Source organism: Streptomyces sp. NPDC033178 (assembly GCF_055577685.1).
The window spans coordinates 309,810-328,504 of record NZ_JBVIPT010000004.1; the positions used below are offsets into that span (position 1 = coordinate 309,810).

The 18,695-nt window shown below is 72.1% G+C and carries 17 protein-coding genes; 12 read left to right on the forward strand and 5 right to left on the reverse strand.

The features are described from left to right. Nucleotides 1-115 precede the first annotated feature (115 nt). Both ACZ5VQ_RS12100 and ACZ5VQ_RS12105 read left to right on the forward strand, forming a co-directional pair. Entirely contained in the window at nt 116-1,630 is a 1,515-nt protein-coding gene (locus ACZ5VQ_RS12100; RefSeq protein ID WP_469104776.1) for a 3-hydroxyacyl-CoA dehydrogenase, read from the forward strand. Further along, nucleotides 1,627-2,217, forward strand: coding sequence for a TetR/AcrR family transcriptional regulator (locus ACZ5VQ_RS12105; RefSeq protein WP_362071407.1), 591 nt, complete (start codon nt 1,627-1,629; stop codon nt 2,215-2,217). The genes ACZ5VQ_RS12100 and ACZ5VQ_RS12105 overlap by 4 nt, the downstream gene beginning before the upstream one ends. 36 nt (nt 2,218-2,253) lie before the next feature. On the opposite strand, the gene ACZ5VQ_RS12110 is transcribed toward ACZ5VQ_RS12105, so the two are convergent. After that, complete coding sequence (locus ACZ5VQ_RS12110; protein WP_383393764.1) at nt 2,254-2,754, reverse strand: Lrp/AsnC family transcriptional regulator; 501 nt, start codon at nt 2,752-2,754, stop codon at nt 2,254-2,256. A gap of 173 nt (nt 2,755-2,927) precedes the next feature. On the opposite strand from ACZ5VQ_RS12110, the gene pdhA reads away from it, so the two are divergent. The 7 genes from pdhA (at nt 2,928) to ACZ5VQ_RS12145 (ending at nt 11,325) form a co-directional block, all read left to right on the forward strand. Then, on the forward strand, nt 2,928-4,091 hold the full coding sequence (pdhA, locus tag ACZ5VQ_RS12115; RefSeq protein ID WP_469104777.1) for a pyruvate dehydrogenase (acetyl-transferring) E1 component subunit alpha: 1,164 nt from the start codon (nt 2,928-2,930) through the stop codon (nt 4,089-4,091). Further along, nucleotides 4,088-5,092, forward strand: coding sequence for an alpha-ketoacid dehydrogenase subunit beta (locus tag ACZ5VQ_RS12120; RefSeq protein ID WP_469104778.1), 1,005 nt, complete (start codon nt 4,088-4,090; stop codon nt 5,090-5,092). The genes pdhA and ACZ5VQ_RS12120 overlap by 4 nt, the downstream gene beginning before the upstream one ends. After that, the gene (locus ACZ5VQ_RS12125) at nt 5,092-6,642 is read left to right on the forward strand and encodes a dihydrolipoamide acetyltransferase family protein (RefSeq protein ID WP_469105013.1); all 1,551 of its coding nucleotides are present in this window, start codon (nt 5,092-5,094) and stop codon (nt 6,640-6,642) included. The genes ACZ5VQ_RS12120 and ACZ5VQ_RS12125 overlap by 1 nt, the downstream gene beginning before the upstream one ends. Nucleotides 6,643-6,834: 192 nt before the next feature. Next, nucleotides 6,835-7,776 (forward strand): NTP transferase domain-containing protein, encoded by a 942-nt coding sequence (locus tag ACZ5VQ_RS12130; protein ID WP_469105014.1) that lies wholly within the window; start codon nt 6,835-6,837, stop codon nt 7,774-7,776. After that, nucleotides 7,773-9,203, forward strand: coding sequence for a molybdopterin molybdotransferase MoeA (locus tag ACZ5VQ_RS12135; RefSeq protein ID WP_469104779.1), 1,431 nt, complete (start codon nt 7,773-7,775; stop codon nt 9,201-9,203). Before ACZ5VQ_RS12130 ends, ACZ5VQ_RS12135 begins: the two co-directional genes overlap by 4 nt. Then, complete coding sequence (locus tag ACZ5VQ_RS12140) at nt 9,200-10,297, forward strand: potassium channel family protein (protein WP_200397096.1); 1,098 nt, start codon at nt 9,200-9,202, stop codon at nt 10,295-10,297. Before ACZ5VQ_RS12135 ends, ACZ5VQ_RS12140 begins: the two co-directional genes overlap by 4 nt. Before the next feature lie 47 nt (nt 10,298-10,344). After that, a complete protein-coding gene (locus ACZ5VQ_RS12145; RefSeq protein WP_469104780.1) occupies nt 10,345-11,325 on the forward strand; it encodes an NAD(P)H-quinone oxidoreductase in 981 nt (326 codons plus the stop codon). A 65-nt stretch (nt 11,326-11,390) separates the two neighbouring features. Here the strand turns inward: ACZ5VQ_RS12145 and ACZ5VQ_RS12150 are convergent, their stop codons facing one another. Further along, nucleotides 11,391-11,909, reverse strand: a complete 519-nt coding sequence (locus ACZ5VQ_RS12150) for a hypothetical protein (protein ID WP_469104781.1) — start codon at nt 11,907-11,909, stop codon at nt 11,391-11,393. A gap of 155 nt (nt 11,910-12,064) precedes the next feature. Between ACZ5VQ_RS12150 and ACZ5VQ_RS12155 the strand changes: the two genes are divergently transcribed. Next, nucleotides 12,065-12,640: a PadR family transcriptional regulator gene (locus ACZ5VQ_RS12155; RefSeq protein WP_469104782.1), complete on the forward strand. Its 576-nt coding sequence runs from the start codon at nt 12,065-12,067 to the stop codon at nt 12,638-12,640. A 100-nt stretch (nt 12,641-12,740) separates the two neighbouring features. Continuing rightward, the gene (locus ACZ5VQ_RS12160; RefSeq protein WP_469104783.1) at nt 12,741-13,283 is read left to right on the forward strand and encodes a bacterial proteasome activator family protein; all 543 of its coding nucleotides are present in this window, start codon (nt 12,741-12,743) and stop codon (nt 13,281-13,283) included. A gap of 176 nt (nt 13,284-13,459) precedes the next feature. Here the strand turns inward: ACZ5VQ_RS12160 and ACZ5VQ_RS12165 are convergent, their stop codons facing one another. Further along, nucleotides 13,460-15,106: a protein kinase domain-containing protein gene (locus ACZ5VQ_RS12165; protein WP_469104784.1), complete on the reverse strand. Its 1,647-nt coding sequence runs from the start codon at nt 15,104-15,106 to the stop codon at nt 13,460-13,462. A 348-nt stretch (nt 15,107-15,454) separates the two neighbouring features. On the opposite strand from ACZ5VQ_RS12165, the gene ACZ5VQ_RS12170 reads away from it, so the two are divergent. Next, complete coding sequence (locus ACZ5VQ_RS12170) at nt 15,455-17,005, forward strand: protein kinase domain-containing protein (RefSeq protein WP_469104785.1); 1,551 nt, start codon at nt 15,455-15,457, stop codon at nt 17,003-17,005. 137 nt (nt 17,006-17,142) lie between these two features. Here ACZ5VQ_RS12170 and ACZ5VQ_RS12175 read toward each other — a convergent pair whose 3' ends face one another. After that, a complete protein-coding gene (locus tag ACZ5VQ_RS12175) occupies nt 17,143-18,168 on the reverse strand; it encodes a phosphotransferase (RefSeq protein ID WP_469104786.1) in 1,026 nt (341 codons plus the stop codon). A gap of 45 nt (nt 18,169-18,213) precedes the next feature. Further along, a complete protein-coding gene (locus ACZ5VQ_RS12180; RefSeq protein WP_469104787.1) occupies nt 18,214-18,636 on the reverse strand; it encodes a pyridoxamine 5'-phosphate oxidase family protein in 423 nt (140 codons plus the stop codon). Between the last annotated feature and the right edge of the window lie 59 nt (nt 18,637-18,695).

Here is an 18,695-nt window from a genome sequence, read left to right on the forward strand (position 1 = left end):
TCGAGCTCACGACCTGGGCAGAAACGGGCGGACAGAGTTAGAGTAACCGAACGATCGGTCGGGACAAGGGGGTCCGCTGAACCTGTGGACAACCCCGTGCGGGAGGATCGCGAGCATGACAGCACTCGACCTCGCCGGCCCCGTGGCCGTCGTCGGTACCGGCACCATGGGCCAGGGCATCGCCCAGGTCGCGCTCGTCGCGGGCCACCCCGTACGGCTGTACGACGCCGTGCCGGGCCGTGCCGGGGCCGCGGCCGACGCGATCGCCGCCCGCCTCGACCGGCTCGTCGAGAAGGACCGGCTGACCGGCGCCGAACGGGACGCCGCCCGCGCGCGTCTGCGCCCCGCCGAGACCCTCGCCGACCTCGCCGACTCCGGGCTGGTCGTCGAAGCCGTCCTGGAGCGCCTGGACGTCAAACAGCAGCTGTTGCGCGAGCTGGAGGACGTCGTCGACGACGACTGTCTGCTCGCCACCAACACCTCCTCCCTGTCGGTGACCGCGATCGGCGGTGCCCTGCGCAATCCCGGCCGTTTCGTGGGGCTGCACTTCTTCAACCCGGCGCCGCTGCTGCCCCTCGTGGAGGTCGTCTCCGGGTTCGTGACCGACGTCACGTCGGCCACGCGCGCGTACGAGATGGCCCGCGCCTGGGGGAAGACCCCGGTCGCCTGCGCCGATACCCCGGGCTTCATCGTCAACCGCATCGCGCGGCCCTTCTACGCCGAGGCCTTCGCGGTCTACGAGGCCCAGGCCGCCGACCCCGCCACGATCGACGCGGTCCTGCGCGAGTCGGGCGGCTTCCGGATGGGCGCCTTCGAACTGACCGACCTCATCGGCCAGGACGTCAACGAGTCCGTCACGCGCTCCGTGTGGGAGGCCTTCTTCCAGGACGTGCGGTTCACGCCCTCGCTGGCCCAGCGCAGGCTCGTCGAGTCGGGCCGCCACGGCCGCAAGTCGGGGCACGGCTGGTACGACTACGGGGACGAGGGCGAGCGTCCCGATCCGCACACCGCGGAGAAGGTCCAGCCGCCCGCGTACGTCGTCGCCGAGGGCGATCTGGGCCCCGCGTCCGAGTTGCTCGCGCTGATCCGCGAGGCGGGCATCCAGGTCCGCGAGGACGAGGAGGACCACGGCACCCGGCTGGTGCTGCCGAGCGGCGGCCAGCTGGCCCTCGCGGACGGCCAGACCGCCGTCGAGTTCCGTGACGTCGTCTACTTCGACCTCGCGCTCGACTACCGCCGGGCGACCCGGATCGCCCTGTCCCACTCGCAGGACACCCAGACGCAGACCCTCGCCGAGGCCACCGGGCTCTTCCAGGCGCTCGGCAAGGACGTCAGCGTCATCGGGGACGTGCCCGGCCTGATCGTCGCCCGCACGGTGGCCCGCATCGTCGACCTGGCGCACGACGCCGTCGCCAAGGGAGTGGCCACCGAGGAGGACATCGACACGGCGATGCGCCTGGGCGTCAACTACCCCCTGGGGCCCTTCGAATGGAGCCGCAGGCTGGGCAGGAGCTGGGCCTACGACGTCCTGGACGACCTGCACATGCGCGACCCCTCGGGGCGTTACGCACCGTCCCTCGCGCTCTACCGCCATGCGTACGCCTCGGAGAAGCGGGAGGGCACCCCATGACCACGGCCAAGCGCGACACGTACACCCCGGAGACGCTGCTCTCCGTGGCCGTGCGGGTCTTCAACGAGCGCGGCTACGACGGCACCTCCATGGAGCACCTCTCCAAGGCGGCGGGCATCTCCAAGTCGTCGATCTACCACCACGTCACGGGCAAGGAGGAGCTGCTGCGCCGGGCCGTCAGCCGGGCGCTCGACGGCCTCTTCGGGATCCTCGACGAGGAGCACGCGCGCGTGGGGCGTGCCGTGGAGCGCCTGGAGTACGTCACCCGGCGCATGGTCGAGGTCCTCACCGCCGAGCTGCCGTACGTGACGCTGCTGCTGCGCGTACGCGGCAACACCGACGCCGAGCGATGGGCCCTGGAGCGGCGCCGGGACTTCGACCACCGGGTGGCCGAGCTCCTGAGGGCCGCGGCCCTCGACGGGGACGTACGCGTCGACGTGGAGTTCCGGCTCGCGACGCGGCTCGTCTTCGGGATGATCAACTCGATCGTGGAGTGGTACCGCCCCGACGGGCGGGGCATGGGCGAGCGCGAGGTCGCCGACGCGGTGGTGCGGCTGGTCTTCGGGGGGCTCCGGCAGGAGGACTGAGGCACCGGAAGAGCCCGAAGCCTCCAAAGGCGCAGGTCACCCCTGCGGCTCCAGGTCCTCCTCCTCGAACACCAGCAGCGTCCTTGTGCTGAGCACCTCGGGGATGGCCTGGAGCCGGGTGAGCACCAGCTCGCGCAGCGCCCTGTTGTCGGGCGTGTGCACCAGGAGGAGGACGTCGAAGTCCCCGCCCACCAGCGCGATGTGGGAGGCCCCCGGGAGTGCCGTCAGCTGCTCGCGCACGGTGCGCCAGGAGTTCTGCACGATCTTGAGGGTGATGTACGCCGAGGTGCTGTGCCCCGCGCGCTCGTGGTTGACGCGGGCGCCGAAGCCGCGGATCACGCCGTCCTCGATGAGGCGGTTGATGCGCGCGTAGGCGTTCGCGCGCGACACGTGGACGCGCTCGGCCACGGACCGTATCGAGGCGCGGCCGTCCGCCTGGAGCATCTGGAGGATGTCCTGATCGATGGCGTCCAGCGGACGCGGCGGCGGCAGGGAGGATCCCGCCTCCGGCCCCTCGGCCATTTGTTCAGGTGCCATGTCCCCCCGCCTCCCTACCATGGACGTACTGCGTCCATCTCAGGCTGTGGAGAACCGTTTGTCCACAGCCTGGAGGTGCCTGTAGCCAAAATGTGCCGACGACCGAACAATCGGTAGGTGAGGCGCGTCACTCTCGGCACGCCTCTCGAAGCCGCCCACGAGGAGGTGCCGACATGACGGTCATGGAGCAGCGAGGCGCGTACCGGCCGACCCCGCCACCCGCCTGGCAGCCCCGCACCGACCCCGCGCCGCTGCTGCCCGACGCGCTGCCCCACCGCGTCCTCGGCACCGAGGCGGCCGAGCGGGTCGACCCGGAGCTCCTGCGCCGGCTGTACGCGCAGCTGGTGCGCGGCCGCCGTTACAACGCCCAGGCCACGGCCCTCACCAAGCAGGGCCGCCTCGCCGTCTACCCCTCCTCCACCGGCCAGGAGGCCTGCGAGGTCGCCGCCGCGCTGGTCCTCGAAGAGCGCGACTGGCTCTTCCCCAGCTACCGCGACACGCTCGCCGCCGTCGCCCGTGGCCTCGACCCCGTCCAGGCGCTGACCCTGCTGCGCGGCGACTGGCACACCGGCTACGACCCGCGCGAGCACCGGATCGCGCCCCTTTGCACACCGCTCGCGACCCAGCTCCCGCACGCCGTGGGCCTCGCGCACGCCGCCCGCCTCAAGGGCGACGACGTGGTCGCGCTGGCCCTGGTCGGCGACGGCGGCACCAGCGAGGGCGACTTCCACGAGGCACTGAACTTCGCCGCCGTCTGGCAGGCCCCGGTCGTCTTCCTCGTACAGAACAACGGCTTCGCGATCTCCGTCCCGCTCGCCAAGCAGACCGCGGCCCCGTCGCTGGCCCACAAGGCCGTCGGCTACGGGATGCCCGGCCGGCTGGTCGACGGCAACGACGCGGCCGCCGTGCACGAGGTCCTCAGCGACGCCGTCGCCCACGCGCGCGCGGGTGGCGGTCCCACGCTCGTGGAGGCGGTCACGTACCGCATGGAGGCGCACACGAACGCCGACGACGACAAGCGCTACCGCGGCGACTGGGAGGTCGAGGCCTGGCGCGCGCACGACCCGATCGCCCTCCTGGAGCACGAGCTGACCGAGCGCGGGCTCCTTGACGAGGCCGGGATGCGCGCCGCGCGCGAGGACGCCGAGGCGATGGCCGCGGACCTGCGCGCGCGCATGAACCAGGACCCGGCGCTCGACCCCATGGACCTCTTCGCCCACGTCTACACCCAGCCCACGACACAACTCCTGGAACAGGAGGCGCAGTTGCGGGCCGAGCTGGACGCCGAGGCGCGCCACCACGAGAACGAGCACGAGTCGGAAGGAACGGCCCGATGACCACCGTCGCGCTGAAGCCGGCCACCATGGCGCAGGCCCTCGGGCGCGCCCTGCGGGACGCCATGGCCGACGACCCGACCGTGCACGTCATGGGCGAGGACGTCGGCACCCTCGGCGGCGTCTTCCGCGTCACCGACGGGCTCGCCAAGGAGTTCGGCGAGGACCGTGTCACGGACACACCGCTCGCCGAGGCGGGCATCCTCGGCACGGCCGTCGGCATGGCCATGTACGGGCTCAGGCCGGTCGTGGAGATGCAGTTCGACGCCTTCGCCTACCCGGCTTTCGAGCAGCTGATCTCGCACGTGGCCCGGATGCGCAACCGCACGCGCGGGGCGATGCCCCTGCCCATCACCGTGCGCGTGCCCTACGGGGGTGGCATCGGTGGCGTCGAGCACCACAGCGACTCCTCCGAGGCGTACTACATCGCGACCCCGGGCCTCCATGTCGTCACCCCCGCGACGGTCGCCGACGCGTACGGGCTGCTGCGCGCCGCCATCGCCTCCGACGACCCGGTGGTCTTCCTGGAACCCAAGCGCCTGTACTGGTCGAAGGACACCTGGAACCCCGACGAGCCGCAGGTGGTGGACCCGATCGGCCGCGCGGTCGTGCGGCGCCACGGCCGCAGCGCCACGCTCATCACGTACGGGCCGTCGGTGCCCGTCTGCATGGAGGCCGCCGAGGCGGCGCGGGCCGAGGGCTGGGACCTCGAAGTCGTCGACCTGCGCTCCCTGGTGCCGTTCGACGACGAGACGGTCTCCGCGTCCGTACGACGCACCGGGCGGGCCGTCGTCGTGCACGAGTCGGGCGGTTTCGGCGGGCCCGGCGGGGAGATCGCCGCGCGGGTCACCGAGCGGTGCTTCCACTACCTGGAGGCGCCGGTGCTGCGCGTGGCCGGGTTCGACATCCCGTATCCGCCGCCGATGCTGGAGCGCCACCATCTGCCCGGCGTCGACCGGATCCTGGACGCGGTGGCGCGGCTGCAGTGGGAGGCACAGAGCTGATGGCCCAGGTCCTGGAATTCAAGCTGCCCGACCTCGGTGAGGGGCTCACCGAGGCCGAGATCGTCCGCTGGCTCGTCCAGGTCGGTGACGTCGTCGCCGTGGACCAGCCGGTCGTCGAGGTCGAGACGGCCAAGGCGATGGTCGAGGTCCCCTGCCCGTACGGCGGCGTGGTCACGGCCCGCTACGGCGAAGAGGGCACCGAACTGCCCGTCGGCTCCCCGCTGCTGACGGTCGCGGTGGGGGCACCGGCCTCCGGCGCACCGGCTTCCGGCCCACTTGATTCCGGCCCACTCGTTTCCGACTCCGTGGACGAGGACGAGGGCTCCGGAAACGTACTTGTGGGCTACGGCACGCAGGCGCCTCCGGCGCGGCGCGGACGGCTGCGGCCGCCGGGGGCCGGGGCGGCTCCGGGGCGGCGGTCACCGGGTTCGTCCGAGGGCGGGCCGGGCTCAGGCCGGCATGGCAGCGCCGGAGCTGGGGCCGGGGCCGGATCGGCTGGAAGCCGCCGTGCAGGGCTCCCCGACGCCGACCTGGCCGTCTCGGCCGCGCCCGCCGCGTCCGGCACGGCCGCCCGCCGTCCCGTACGGGACGAGGAGCCGGTCGGGGACGGGACCGGTGCCGATGCGGCGCGCCGGGCCGACGGTCCCGTGCCGGTGATCTCGCCGCTCGTGCGCAGGCTGGCACGGGAGAACGGGCTCGACCTGCGGGAACTGGCGGGCTCGGGTCCTGACGGGCTGATCACGCGCGCGGACGTCGAGCACGCCGCGCGGGCCGCCGCGTCGGCCCCGACCGCCGCGCGACCACCACAGGCCGCGGCGCCCGCGCCCGCACCGGCGCAGTCGCCCACAGCCACGCACGCGCGTGGCACCCGTATCCCGCTCAGGGGCGTCCGCGGTGCCGTCGCCGACAAGCTCTCCCGGAGCCGGCGCGAGATCCCCGACGCGACCTGCTGGGTCGACGCCGACGCCACGGAACTGATGCACGCACGCGTGCGGATGAACGAGGCCGGCGGGCCGAAGATCTCCCTCCTCGCCCTCCTCGCCCGTATCTGCACCGCCGCGCTGGCCCGTTTCCCCGAGCTCAACTCGACGGTCGACATGGAAGCCCGGGAGGTCGTCCGGCTCGACGCGGTGCACCTCGGGTTCGCCGCGCAGACCGAGCGCGGGCTCGTCGTGCCGGTGGTGAAGGACGCGCACACGCGGGACGCGGAGTCCCTGAGCGCGGAGTTCGCCCGGCTCACCGAGGCGGCACGCACCGGGACGCTCACACCGGCGGAACTCACCGGCGGGACCTTCACGTTGAACAACTACGGAGTGTTCGGCGTCGACGGCTCCACACCGATCATCAACCACCCCGAGGCGGCCATGCTCGGCGTCGGCCGGATCGTCCCCAAGCCCTGGGTGCACGAGGGCGAGCTGGCGGTGCGGCAGGTCGTGCAGCTCTCGCTCACCTTCGACCACCGGGTGTGCGACGGCGGCACGGCGGGCGGATTCCTCCGGTATGTGGCGGACTGCGTGGAACAGCCGGCGGTCCTGCTGCGGACCCTGTAACCCCCTCGGCCCGCACGACCTCGTCACCACCCCCGTCCACATGCTGTGCGCGGGGGTGGAAATGATCCATCGGGCGCTCATACTCGGGGGGTGACCGCGTACGAGCGTCCCAGCGCACCCGGTTCCGTCGGCGCACCCGGTTCCTCCATCGGGCCCGGTTCCTCCGGCGCACTCGGTGCGGACGGCCGGGACATGGACGGCCACGACGCCGTCGTGCTCGCCGGCGGCTCTGCCCGCCGCCTCGGCGGGGCGGACAAGCCCGGCGTTCGCGTGGGCGGCCGCGCGCTGCTCGACCGCGTCCTGGCCGCCTGCTCCGGCGCGGCCACCACCGTGGTCGTCGCGGAGCCCCGGCCCACCGCGCGTCCGGTGGAGTGGGCGCGCGAGGACCCGCCCGGCGCGGGCCCGCTGGCCGCCCTCGACGCCGGCCTTGGACACACCACCGCCGCGTACGTCGTGGTGCTCTCCGCCGACCTGCCGTTCCTGGACGGGGGGACGGTCGAGCGGCTGCTGACCGCTCTTCAGGAGGCAGGCACGGAGGGCGTGTTGCTCACCGACTCCGGCGGCCGCGACCAGCCGCTGGTGGCCGCGTACCGGAGTGCGGCGCTGCGCCGCGAGCTGGCTGCCCTCCGCGCCGAGCACGGCGAACTGACCGGGCTGCCGCTGCGCCGGCTCACCGGTGCGCTCGAACTGACCCGTATCACCGACCCCGTCGCGTCCTTCGACTGCGACACCTGGGACGACATCGCCGCCGCCCGGGCACGTATCAGGGAGCATGGGCACGTGTTGGATGAATGGATTACCGCAGTCAAGGACGAGCTCGGCATCGACCTGGACGTCGACACCGGCACCCTGCTCGACCTCGCCCGCGACGCCGCGCACGGCGTGGCCCGCCCGGCGGCACCGCTGACCACGTTCCTCGTGGGGTACGCGGCCGCACAGGCCAAGGGGGGCCCCGAGGCGGTCGCGGAGGCCGCCCGCAAGGCGACCGCACTGGCGCTGCGCTGGGCGGCGGAGGCCGATGACGGCACCGCACCACCCCCTACGGCCCCGTCCGGCAGCGGAACCGGCACCGGCACCGGCAGCGGGACCGGCGCCGGGACAGCCGCTCCCGAAGCCCGCCCGGACGCCGGATGACCGCCCCGGGGCAGTACGAGGAGGTCGACCTCGACGATCTCGACGTCGAGGAAGCCCTCGCCCTGGTCAAGGAAGGCGGTGCCCAGGTGCCCGACGGTTCCGGAGCCACTGGAGGTTCCCCCGCCGTGCCCCAGCCGTCACCGCGGGACGGGAACCGCGAGCACGGGGAACACGCCGCCGACGGAACCGCCGACGGGCCCTCCCGCGCCCACACGGCCAAGCACGGCCACCACAGGGCGACCCCCTGGCCCGAGGCACGCGCCCTCGCCGGGCAGGCCCCCCGCCGGCCGGACGTCCCCGTCTCCGTATCCCTCGACGCCGCGCTGGGCCTCGTCCTCGCCGCTCCCCTCGCCGCCCTCACGGACCTCCCGTCGTTCGACACCTCAGCGATGGACGGCTGGGCCGTCGCCGGGCCGGGGCCCTGGGACGTCCGGGCCGAAAGAGTCCTCGCGGGTCATGCCGAGCCCGAGCCCCTCACCGACGGAGAGGCCGTCCGTATCGCGACCGGCGCGCGGATCCCGCAGGACGTCACCGCGGTGATCCGCAGCGAGCACGGCCGCACCGACGAGAAGGAACGGCTCCACGCGACCCGGGAGGTCGTGCCCGGGCAGGACATCCGTCCCCGGGGCCAGGAGTGCCGCTCCGGCGATCCCCTGCTGCAGCGCGGCACGGTGGTCACCCCGGCCGTGCTCGGGCTCGCCGCGGCCGCCGGATACGACACCGTCTCGGCCCTCCCCCGGCCCCGTGCCGAAGTCCTCGTCCTCGGCGACGAGTTGCTCACCGAGGGCCTGCCCCACGACGGACTGATCCGGGACGCGCTCGGCCCGATGCTGCCGTCCTGGCTGCGCGCGCTCGGCGCGGACGTCATCGCCGTACGCAGGCTCGGCGACGACGCCGAAGCCCTCCGCAAGGCCCTGAAGAACTCCGACGCCGACCTCGTCATCACGACCGGCGGCACCGCCGCGGGCCCCGTCGACCACGTGCACCCCACCCTGCGCCGCATCGGCGCCGAACTCCTGGTGGACGGCGTCAAGGTGCGGCCCGGCCACCCCATGCTCCTGGCCCGCACCAAGGAGAACCAGCACCTCGTCGGCCTCCCCGGGAACCCCCTCGCCGCCGTCTCCGGCCTGCTCACGCTCGCCGAACCCCTGCTGCGCACCCTCGCGGGACGCGCGGCCCCGGAGACATACACGCTGCCCCTGAAGGAGACCGTGCACGGCCATCCGTACGACACCCGGCTGATCCCCGTCGTCCTGCGCGAGGACCGGGCCGTGCCGCTGCACTACAACGGACCGGCCATGCTGCGGGGCATCGCCGTGGCCGACGCGCTCGCGGTCGTGCCGCCCGGCGGGGCGCGCCCCGGCCAGGAGCTGGAGATTCTCGACCTGCCCTGGGCCACGGCCGGGATCGGGGTGTGTTTCACGTGAAACTTCCGGGCCAGGACGCGATCGCCCGTCACGCGGACGAACGCATCGTCACCCGCCGGGTGAAGCTGCCTCGCCGACGGGTGGAACATCCGTTGAGGCAGGTCGCCAAACGGGTCACCATCGCGCTGCTGGTGCTGGTCGGCACCGCCCTCATCGTCTACGCCGACCACGACGGCTACAACGACAACTCCGACGGCTCGGTCGACCTGCTCGACGCCTTCTACTACGCGACCGTCACGCTCTCCACCACCGGATACGGCGACATCACCCCCGTCAGTGACGCCGCCCGGTTCACCAATATCTTCGTGATCACGCCCTTGCGCGTGATGTTCCTGATCATCCTGGTCGGCACCACTCTCGAGGTCCTCACCGAACGCACCCGGGAGGAGTGGCGACTGAACCGCTGGAGGACTGCTTTGAGGGAGCACACCGTTGTCATCGGGTTCGGCACGAAAGGCCGCTCGGCGATTCAGACCGTGTGCGCGACGGGGCTGAAGAAGGAGCAGGTCGTGGTCGTCGACCCCAACTTCAAGGTGATCGACGCGGCGACGGCGGACGGGTACGCGGGCGTGGTCGGCGACGCCACCCGCAGTGACGTACTGATCCGCGCCGAGGTCCAGCGGGCCCGGCAGATCATCATCGCGACCCAGCGCGACGACACCGCCGTGCTCGTCACGCTGACGGCCCGGCAGCTCAACCGTGGGGCGAAGATCGTGGCCGCCGTGCGCGAGGAGGAGAACGCGCCGCTGCTCAAGCAGTCCGGTGCCGACGCCGTCATCACCAGCGCCAGCGCGGCGGGCCGCCTCCTCGGTCTCTCCGTGCTCAGCCCCAGCGCGGGCATGGTCATGGAGGACCTCATCCAGCAGGGCAGCGGCCTCGACATCGTCGAACGCCCCGTCATAAAGGCCGAGGTGGGCAAGGGCGCCCGCGAGACCGAGGACCTGGTGGTGAGCGTCGTACGAGGACACCGGGTCCTCGGATACGACGATCCCGCCATCGGCAAGCTGCAGTTGACGGACCGTCTGATCACCATCGTCCGGGTCACCCCGCACACCCAGGTCGCACCGGACATGAGGCCACTGAGGCAGGACTAGAGGCAGGACTAGCGGCAGGGCCGGAGGCCCGGAGTAGCCTCGCCCGCATGCGAGCGATCACTATTCCTGAACCTGGTGGGCCCGAGGCGCTGGTGTGGGACGAGGTCCCGGATCCGGTGCCCGGCGAGGGCGAAGTGCTGGTCGAGGTGGCGGCGAGCGCGGTGAACCGTGCCGATCTGCTGCAGCGGCAGGGGTTCTACGATCCGCCGCCCGGCGCGTCCCCGTATCCCGGTCTCGAATGCTCCGGGCGGATCGCGGCGGTCGGTGCCGGTGTGTCGGGGTGGGCCGTCGGGGACGAGGTGTGCGCGTTGCTCTCCGGCGGCGGGTACGCCGAGAAGGTGGCCGTGCCGGCCGGGCAGCTGCTGCCGGTGCCCGAGGGGGTCGGGCTCGACAAGGCGGCCGCGCTGCCCGAGGTGGCCTGCACGGTCTGGTCCAACGTCTTCATGATCGCCCACCTCCGCCCCGGCGAGACGCTCCTGGTGCACGGCGGAGCGAGCGGCATCGGCACCATGGCGATCCAGCTGGCCAAGGCCGTCGGCGCGAAGGTCGCCGTCACCGCGGGCAGCAAGGAGAAGCTGGACTTCTGCGCCGAGCTCGGCGCGGACGTGCTGATCAACTACCGCGAGCAGGACTTCGTCGAGGAGATCAAGGGCGCCACCGACGGGGCGGGCGCCGACGTCATCCTCGACAACATGGGCGCCAAGTACCTGGACCGCAACGTCCAGGCCCTCGCGGCCAACGGACGGCTCGCGATCATCGGCATGCAGGGCGGCATCAAGGGCGAGCTGAACATCGCGATGCTTCTGGGCAAGCGCGGCGCCGTCACAGCGACCTCGCTGCGCGCCCGTCCCGCCGGGGAGAAGGCGGCGATCGTCGCGGCCGTACGGGAGCACGTCTGGCCGCTGGTCTCCGCAGGTCACGTGCGTCCGGTGGTCGACCGCGAGCTGCCGATGAGCGACGCGGCCGCGGCGCACCGGGTGCTGGAGGAGAGCGGGAACATCGGGAAGGTGCTGCTCACGCTCCCGTAAGACTCGACGGCCGGGCCTCAGCTGGGCCGGGGCGGGGCGAGGCCGCGGTCCGGCCCGGTCCCGCCTCAGCCCCGCCGTACGCGCAGTGCGACGAACGCGAGGCCGAGGCCCAGACCGATGAGGACCAGTCCGCTGCCGAGGGGCAGGACCCGCAGGACGGGTTCCGAGGCGCGTACACGGCGGTCGGCGGCCTGCTCGGCATCGACGGGCTCCTGGGACCGCGGCGCGGTGTTCCCGGGCGTCTCGGGGGCGACAGCTCCCTCAGACTGCTCGCCGTCGGCTGGACCGTCCGGGTGACCGACCCCGGTGTCCTCGTCCCGCGCCTCCTCCGGCGCTTCCTCCCGAGTCCCGTCCTGGGCCTCGTACTGCGCTTCCTCTTCCTCTTCCTCTGTCTCCTCCTCCGTCGGCGCGGGTGACCGGCCCGGCCGCTCGCGTCCCTCTCCGGCCCGGCTGCCGGCCCGTGACTCGCCGGGCGCGGGTTCGTAGGAGGAGACGTGGGGGACGGCGTACGACATCGGAGCGGGGCCTGCCAGCAGGACCAGCAGCAGGCCGGTCACGTGCAGGGGGCGGAGCCATGGAGCCACGTCGGTGACCCCCTCCTGGTGCGGAGGAACCAAGATCGACGGCACCAGAGTCACACGGGGCGCCCGCCCCGGCATCTCGGCCGTCCGGGTGCGGAAGCGGTCACCTTCAGTGACACCCTTGGCGCGCACAGATGTACGGGGTACAGATACCCGTTATGTCGATACGTCACGGTCTGCTGGCGCTTCTGGAGCGTGGGCCCCGCTACGGTTCGCGGCTGCGCACCGAGTTCGAGGCGCGCACCGGCTCCACCTGGCCGCTGAACATCGGGCAGGTCTACACGACGCTGGGCCGGCTGGAGCGGGACGGTCTGGTCGTTCAGCAGGGCGCTGACGAGGCAGGACACGTGCTGTACGCGCTGACGGACGAGGGCCGGGTCGAGCTGCGGTCCTGGTTCACGCGTCCCGTGGAGCGCACGAACCTGCCGCGCGACGAGCTGGCGATCAAGCTGGCCATGGCGGTCGGGGCGCCGGGGACCGACATACGGGCGATCGTGGAGACACAGCGGCGGTATCTGTCGGAGGCGATGCACACGTACACCCGGCTGCGGGCGCAGGCACTCGCGGAGGGCCCCGGGCACCGGGACGAGGTGGCCCGGCTGCTCGTCCTGGAGCATCTCGTCTTCCGTGCCGAGGCCGAGATGCGGTGGCTCGACCACTGTGAGGCCCGGCTGCTGCGGCTCGCGGAGGCGGCGGCCACGGATCCGCCTCAGCCGCCGGCGCCGCCGGTCTGACGCTCGGCTCCCGTACGTACGTGCCGGTGCGTACATGGTGGATCACGCCCGGGAGGGGGCACCAGGGTGATGAAGTGTGCGAGTGCGAGAGAATGGCGGCATGGAGATGCCGAGGAGCGAAAGGTCGCCGGAGAACCCCCAGATCCTGGTCGTTGGCCAGGACGGGATGGCTCTCGGCGGCGGAGGAGACGAGGACTCCCGTGAGGTCCCGGTGACGGAGATGGTGGAGCAGCCCGCCAAGGTCATGCGCATCGGGAGCATGATCAAGCAGCTGCTGGAGGAGGTGCGTGCGGCACCTCTGGACGAGGCGAGCCGGGTCAGGCTCAAGGAGATCCACGCCAGCTCGGTCAAGGAGCTGGAGGACGGGCTCGCGCCCGATCTCGTCGAGGAGCTGGAGCGGCTGTCCCTGCCGTTCACGGACGACGGCATCCCCTCCGACGCCGAACTGCGGATCGCGCAGGCCCAGTTGGTCGGCTGGCTGGAGGGGCTCTTCCACGGGATCCAGACCACCCTGTTCGCCCAGCAGATGGCGGCCCGCGCCCAGCTGGAGTCGATGCGCCGGGCGCTTCCGCCGGGTGTGGGCGGCGGCGAGGACGACGACGATCCGCGTGCGAGCGGCCGTGTCGGGGGTCCGTACCTGTAACTGCGGTCCGTATCCGAACGTGCACCCGTAACTCCCAACTCCCACAACTCCCACAACTCCCATCACTTCGAACAGCGCGCGGACGAAAGGGGCCCGGCAGAAATGCCGGGCCCCTTCGCGTGTCCGAACGGTCTTGACGGTCTTCGCGGTCTTCGCGTGTCCGAACGGTCAAGGAATCAGGCGGGGTTGCCCGTCGACACATAGAGCTGGATCTTGGGCATGCTCTTGGGGTCGACGTCCGCGTCCGCGGCGGGGATCTGGCTCATGACCGTGTCCTGGCCGTAGGCGTTCTCGTCGACCGGCTGGCTCTCGTACTGCCAGCCCGCCGCCTGCAGGCACGCCTTCACCGAGTCCATGTTCTTGAACTTGAAGTCCGGGACCTTGATCTTGTCGGCGTCGTTGTACGACTCCTCGGGCTCCGTGCACTCGGTCTTCTCGATCTTCTTCGTGGTGTCCGGCCCCTTGTGCCCGGCCACCTCGGACGCCGACGCCGACGCGCTGGATTCCGTACCGCCCTTGTCGTCGTCGCCCCCGCCGCCCAGCTGCAGCGCGGCGATCAGCCCGCCGACGGCGGCCAGCGCGACGACGATCGAGCCCACGATCACCGGCATGTTGCTCTTGCGGCCGCCACCGGAGGCGGGCGCCGAGGGCTGCTGCGGCGCGATCGTGTACGGCGGCGGGGTCGAGTAGCCCTGCTGCGGGGAGTACGCGGCGGTCTGGGCCGGCGTCTGGTAGGCGCCTTGCTGCGGATAGCCGTACGAAGAAGGGGCGGGCGTAGACGTGTGCGCCGGGGTCGGCGGGCCGTAGGCGCCCGGCTGGTACGGCGTCTGTACGTTCCCCTGCGGAGCCTGGGCCGACTGGTCGACCGGCGGGAACACCGCGGAGCCGACACCGGCGCCGCTCGACGTCTGGGCGCCCGGCACGATGCTCGGCGGTGCGGCCTGGAACGACTGGGCCACCCGCAGGCACTCGTCGCGCATCGACTCGGCGCTGAGGAAACGCTCGTTGGGGTTCTTCTTCAGGGCGCGGGTGATCAGCGCGTCCACGGCCGGCGGCAGCGAGCGGTTGACCGAGGAGGCCAGGACGGGCTCCTCCTGGACGTGCGCATACGCTATGGCCAGCGGCGAGTCCGCCTCGAACGGCAGCCGCCCGGTGACCAGCTGGAACAGCATGATGCCGACCGAGTACAGGTCCGAGCGAGCGTCCACGCCCCGGCCGAGGGCCTGCTCCGGCGAGAGGTACTGCGGGGTGCCGACGACCATGCCGGTCTGCGTCATCGACGTGACACCGGACTGCATGGCGCGGGCGATGCCGAAGTCCATCACCTTGACGACGTTCCGCTTCGTCATCATCACGTTGCCCGGCTTGATGTCGCGGTGGACCAGGCCCATCTCGTGGCTGATCTCCAGCGCCGCCAGCACGTCCGCGGTGATCTTCAGGGCCTTGTCGGCGGGCATGGCCCCGAACTGGGCGATGTCCTGGTCGAGGACCGAGCCGAGCGGGCGGCCCTCGACGTACTCCATGACGATGTACGGAGTCGTCGCCCCGTCGAGGTCGTCCTCGCCGGTGTCGAAGACCGAGACGATGTTCGTGTGCGTGAGCTTGGCCACCGACTGGGCCTCGCGGCGGAAGCGCTCGCGGAAGGCCTGCTCACGGCCGAGCTCGGTGTGCAGTGTCTTGATCGCGACCTGTCGGTCGAGCACCGAGTCGTACGCGAGATGGACCGAGGCCATGCCGCCCTCGCCGAGCAGGTCGCGCAGTTGGTAGCGCCCGCCGGCGACCGAACGCCCCGCGTACCGGCCGTGTGCGCCGTCCTGGCTCATGTCTCTGCGTCCCCCATCGGCGTGCCCCGTCACGCGGGCCGAAGCTGCTGATGTGGCCCCCGAGGCGGTGATCCTTAGTGTTATTCCCGGCCAAGTCTGCCGGAGGGCACTGACACGTCAAGCTCGGTGCCCGTTCCGTGACCGTACGCGAAAGAAGAGTCGCGGAAGCGTTACAGGTGCCGTACGGCCGGTACACAGAATTTGCACCCGCGGACCGGCTGTGGGTTTCATGGCCGGTCCATCTCGGGTCGGCCGCTCACGCGGAGGCTGTAGCGTGGCCCGACGGAGACCGTAACAACCACCGCGCGTACTTTCGACCGGTGCGGACAGAAACGACGGCGAGGACTGATGGCACAGCAGCAGCGCGCTCAGGGCCCGTCCGACCCCGAGGCGACTGGCGGCGGTATGTCAGATGCGCCGGAGTTGTGGGGTAACGGCGGGCTGGTCGGCGACGGCCGGTATCGGCTGACCCACAGACTCGGCCGGGGCGGCATGGCCGAGGTGTTCGCCGCCGAGGACGTCCGGCTGGGGCGCACGGTCGCGGTCAAGCTGCTCCGCTCCGACCTGGCCGAGGACCCCGTGTCCAAGGCGCGGTTCACGCGCGAGGCACAGTCGGTGGCCGGGCTCAACCACCACGCGGTGGTGGCGGTCTACGACTCCGGCGAGGACGTGGTCGGACACCAGGTCGTCCCGTACATCGTGATGGAGCTCGTCGAGGGCCGCACGATCCGTGACCTGCTGCTCAACGCCGAGGCGCCCGGGCCCGAGCAGGCACTCATCATCGTCTCCGGAGTGCTGGAAGCGCTCGCTTATTCGCATCAGCACGGCATCGTGCACCGCGACATCAAGCCCGCGAACGTGATCATCACCAACACCGGTGCGGTCAAGGTGATGGACTTCGGCATCGCGCGCGCCCTGCACGGCGCCCAGTCGACAATGACTCAAACCGGCATGGTCATGGGTACGCCCCAGTACCTCTCGCCGGAGCAGGCGCTCGGCAAGGCGGTCGACCACCGGAGCGACCTGTACGCGACGGGCTGCCTCCTCTACGAACTTCTCGCGCTGCGGCCGCCGTTCACCGGTGAGACCCCGCTGTCGGTGGTCTACCAGCACGTCCAGGACATCCCGGTGCCCCCTTCCGAGGTCTCGGACGCGGCGCCGCCGGAGCTGGACGGCCTGGTCATGCGCTCCCTCGCGAAGGAGCCGGACGACCGGTTCCAGACCGCCGAGGAGATGCGCGGGCTCACCCAGTACGGGCTGCAGATGCTGTACGACCAGGGCGGCCACACCGGGACCTGGAACACCGGTCCCGTGGACATGCACGAGGCCGTGAACACCCCGGCGATGGGCCTCGCGGGCTCCGCCGGGCTGCCGCACCCCGGCGACTCGGGCACTACCCAGATCCCGTCACCGATGCTGCCGCCCGGCCGTGGCGGAGGCGGCGACGACGGAGGTTTCGAGGGACACGGCAACCGGGGCAGCGGCCGCGGCAAGCTCTGGATCCTGGCGGTCCTCGCGGTGGTCGCGATCGCGGCGGGGGTCGCGCTGGCGCTGCAGAACGGCAACGGCGACGGCGGCGGGGGCAGCACGACGCAGTCGCCGACCACCTCGCAGACCGAGAAGGAATCGACACCGAGCGAGAGCACGTCCGACGAGCCCACGGACGAGTCCACGGACCAGGACACCGGCACGGGCGGCAACACGGACTTCTCGCCGTCGTACACACCATCGCCGAGCAACACCCCCTCGCCCTCGAAGACCGAGCCGACGGATCCGGAGACGACTCCGACGGACGATCCGACGCCGACGGACCCGGAGACGACTCCGACGGACGACCCGACACCGTCGGGCGAGCCGACGGGCGACGTCGGTGACGTGGAAGGCGTGACCGGCGGCTGACCCGGCCCCTCCGCAACACCCTTCACGCGCGCGTGGAACCCGGAATCGGGTTCCACGCGCGCGTGCCGTTTCACGGGCCCCACGGCTGAGACGACCGAATCGAGCGAGATGGCTGGGGCGGTTGAGTCGGTTCGGCTTCACCCCACGAACGCCTCGCACACCGCGTCGTACTCCCGCGTCCACCACACCGCCAGCGCGGAGGCCGCGGGGAACTGCGTGTCGGCGCGGGTGTCCCCGCGCTCGTAGTGCCAGCGCAGTATCCAGAAGTCGTTCAGCCGCTCCCACCACACGCGGTGCACGGCGGCCGAGAGCTCGGAGGGGGTGGCCCGCGCGGAGCGCCGGTACGCGCGCGCGTAGGCCCGTACCTTCGTCAGGTCGAGCGTGCCGGCGGGGCGTACGAAGAAGATCACCGCGGCGCGCACCGCCTCCTCGGCCTGAGGCTGGACGCCGAGCCGGTCCCAGTCGACGATCGCGGCGGGGGTGTCTCCCCGGTAGAGCACGTTGAAGGGGTGGAAATCCCCGTGCACCCAGCCCACCGAGCCGCCCTGCGGGGGCCGCCGGTCCGCGTGCCGTTCCAGGAGGGCGCGCCGCTCCAGGAGACGGTGGCGGGCCAGTTCGTCGAAGGCGTCGGCCGGGTGGTGGCGGCGTACGCGGGCGAGCAGGTCGTCGATGAGGGCGAAGGTGTCGGCGAGGTCGGCGCTCTCCGCACGCTCCTCGGACCGCCGTGGCGGCATCACCCGCTCCAGGGACGCGTGTACGACACCCAAGAGCGCCCCCAGGCGCCGGCACTGCTCCGTGGTGAGCTGGGCCCCGCTGCGGTGGCGTCCGTCGATCCAGGGGTGCAGCGCGTACGCGTGGCCGCCGATGACGGCGACCGTGCGGCCGTCGGTGCCGGTCAGCGGCGGGGCCACCGGGACGCCGAGGTCGGCGAGGCGCTGGGTCGCGCGGTGCTGGCGGGCGATCGCGGCGGGGTCGGCTGTCTCGGGGTCGAAATGGTGCTTGAGGAAGTACCGGCCCTGGGTGGTGGCGAGGCGGTAGCCGCGGTTGAGCAGCCCCTGGTCGACGGGTTCGCAGGCCAGCGGGACCCCGGCGGCGTAGCGCCGCAGCAGGGCGCCCAGAGGGGGTGCGGGGGAGAGGGCGGGCGAAACAGATGAGCGCGGCACGCGCCAGATGTTAGGGCACCGGAGAGGCCGTTGACCTCGGGCTTGTCACGGACAGTGCCGGTGTGCAAGCTCCAGGCCACCGTCCGTCGAGTGCACGGTGACGAACTCCGGTGTGACCTCCAGGTACACGGGCTCGAAGGGCGCGTCGTCCACGCGGCGTGGGGCCGGGCCGAAGAGCGCGAGCTGGGCGGCGGTCGGCTCGACGGTCTCGCACACGCCGACGACCTGGACGGACCAGTGGCCCTCGCCCGCGCGCGGGGAGCCCAGGTTGTCCGCGCCGTACGCGACGACGCCTCCCGCGCACGCCCGGTGGTGGCCGTACCCCTTGTGCATCCGCAGCAGGACACGGCCGCCCACCACGATGTGGCGGGCGGTGGCCAGGAAGGGCAGCGCGCGCATGCTGGCCGCCAGGCGGCCGTGCTCGACGCGGCCGAGCAGTCCGGCGGCGAGCTGTTCGTCGGTCGGCATGCCTCTCAATGTGCGGCACCGCGGGAGACGGATAAAGGGGCGCCCGACCCTCCGCGCAG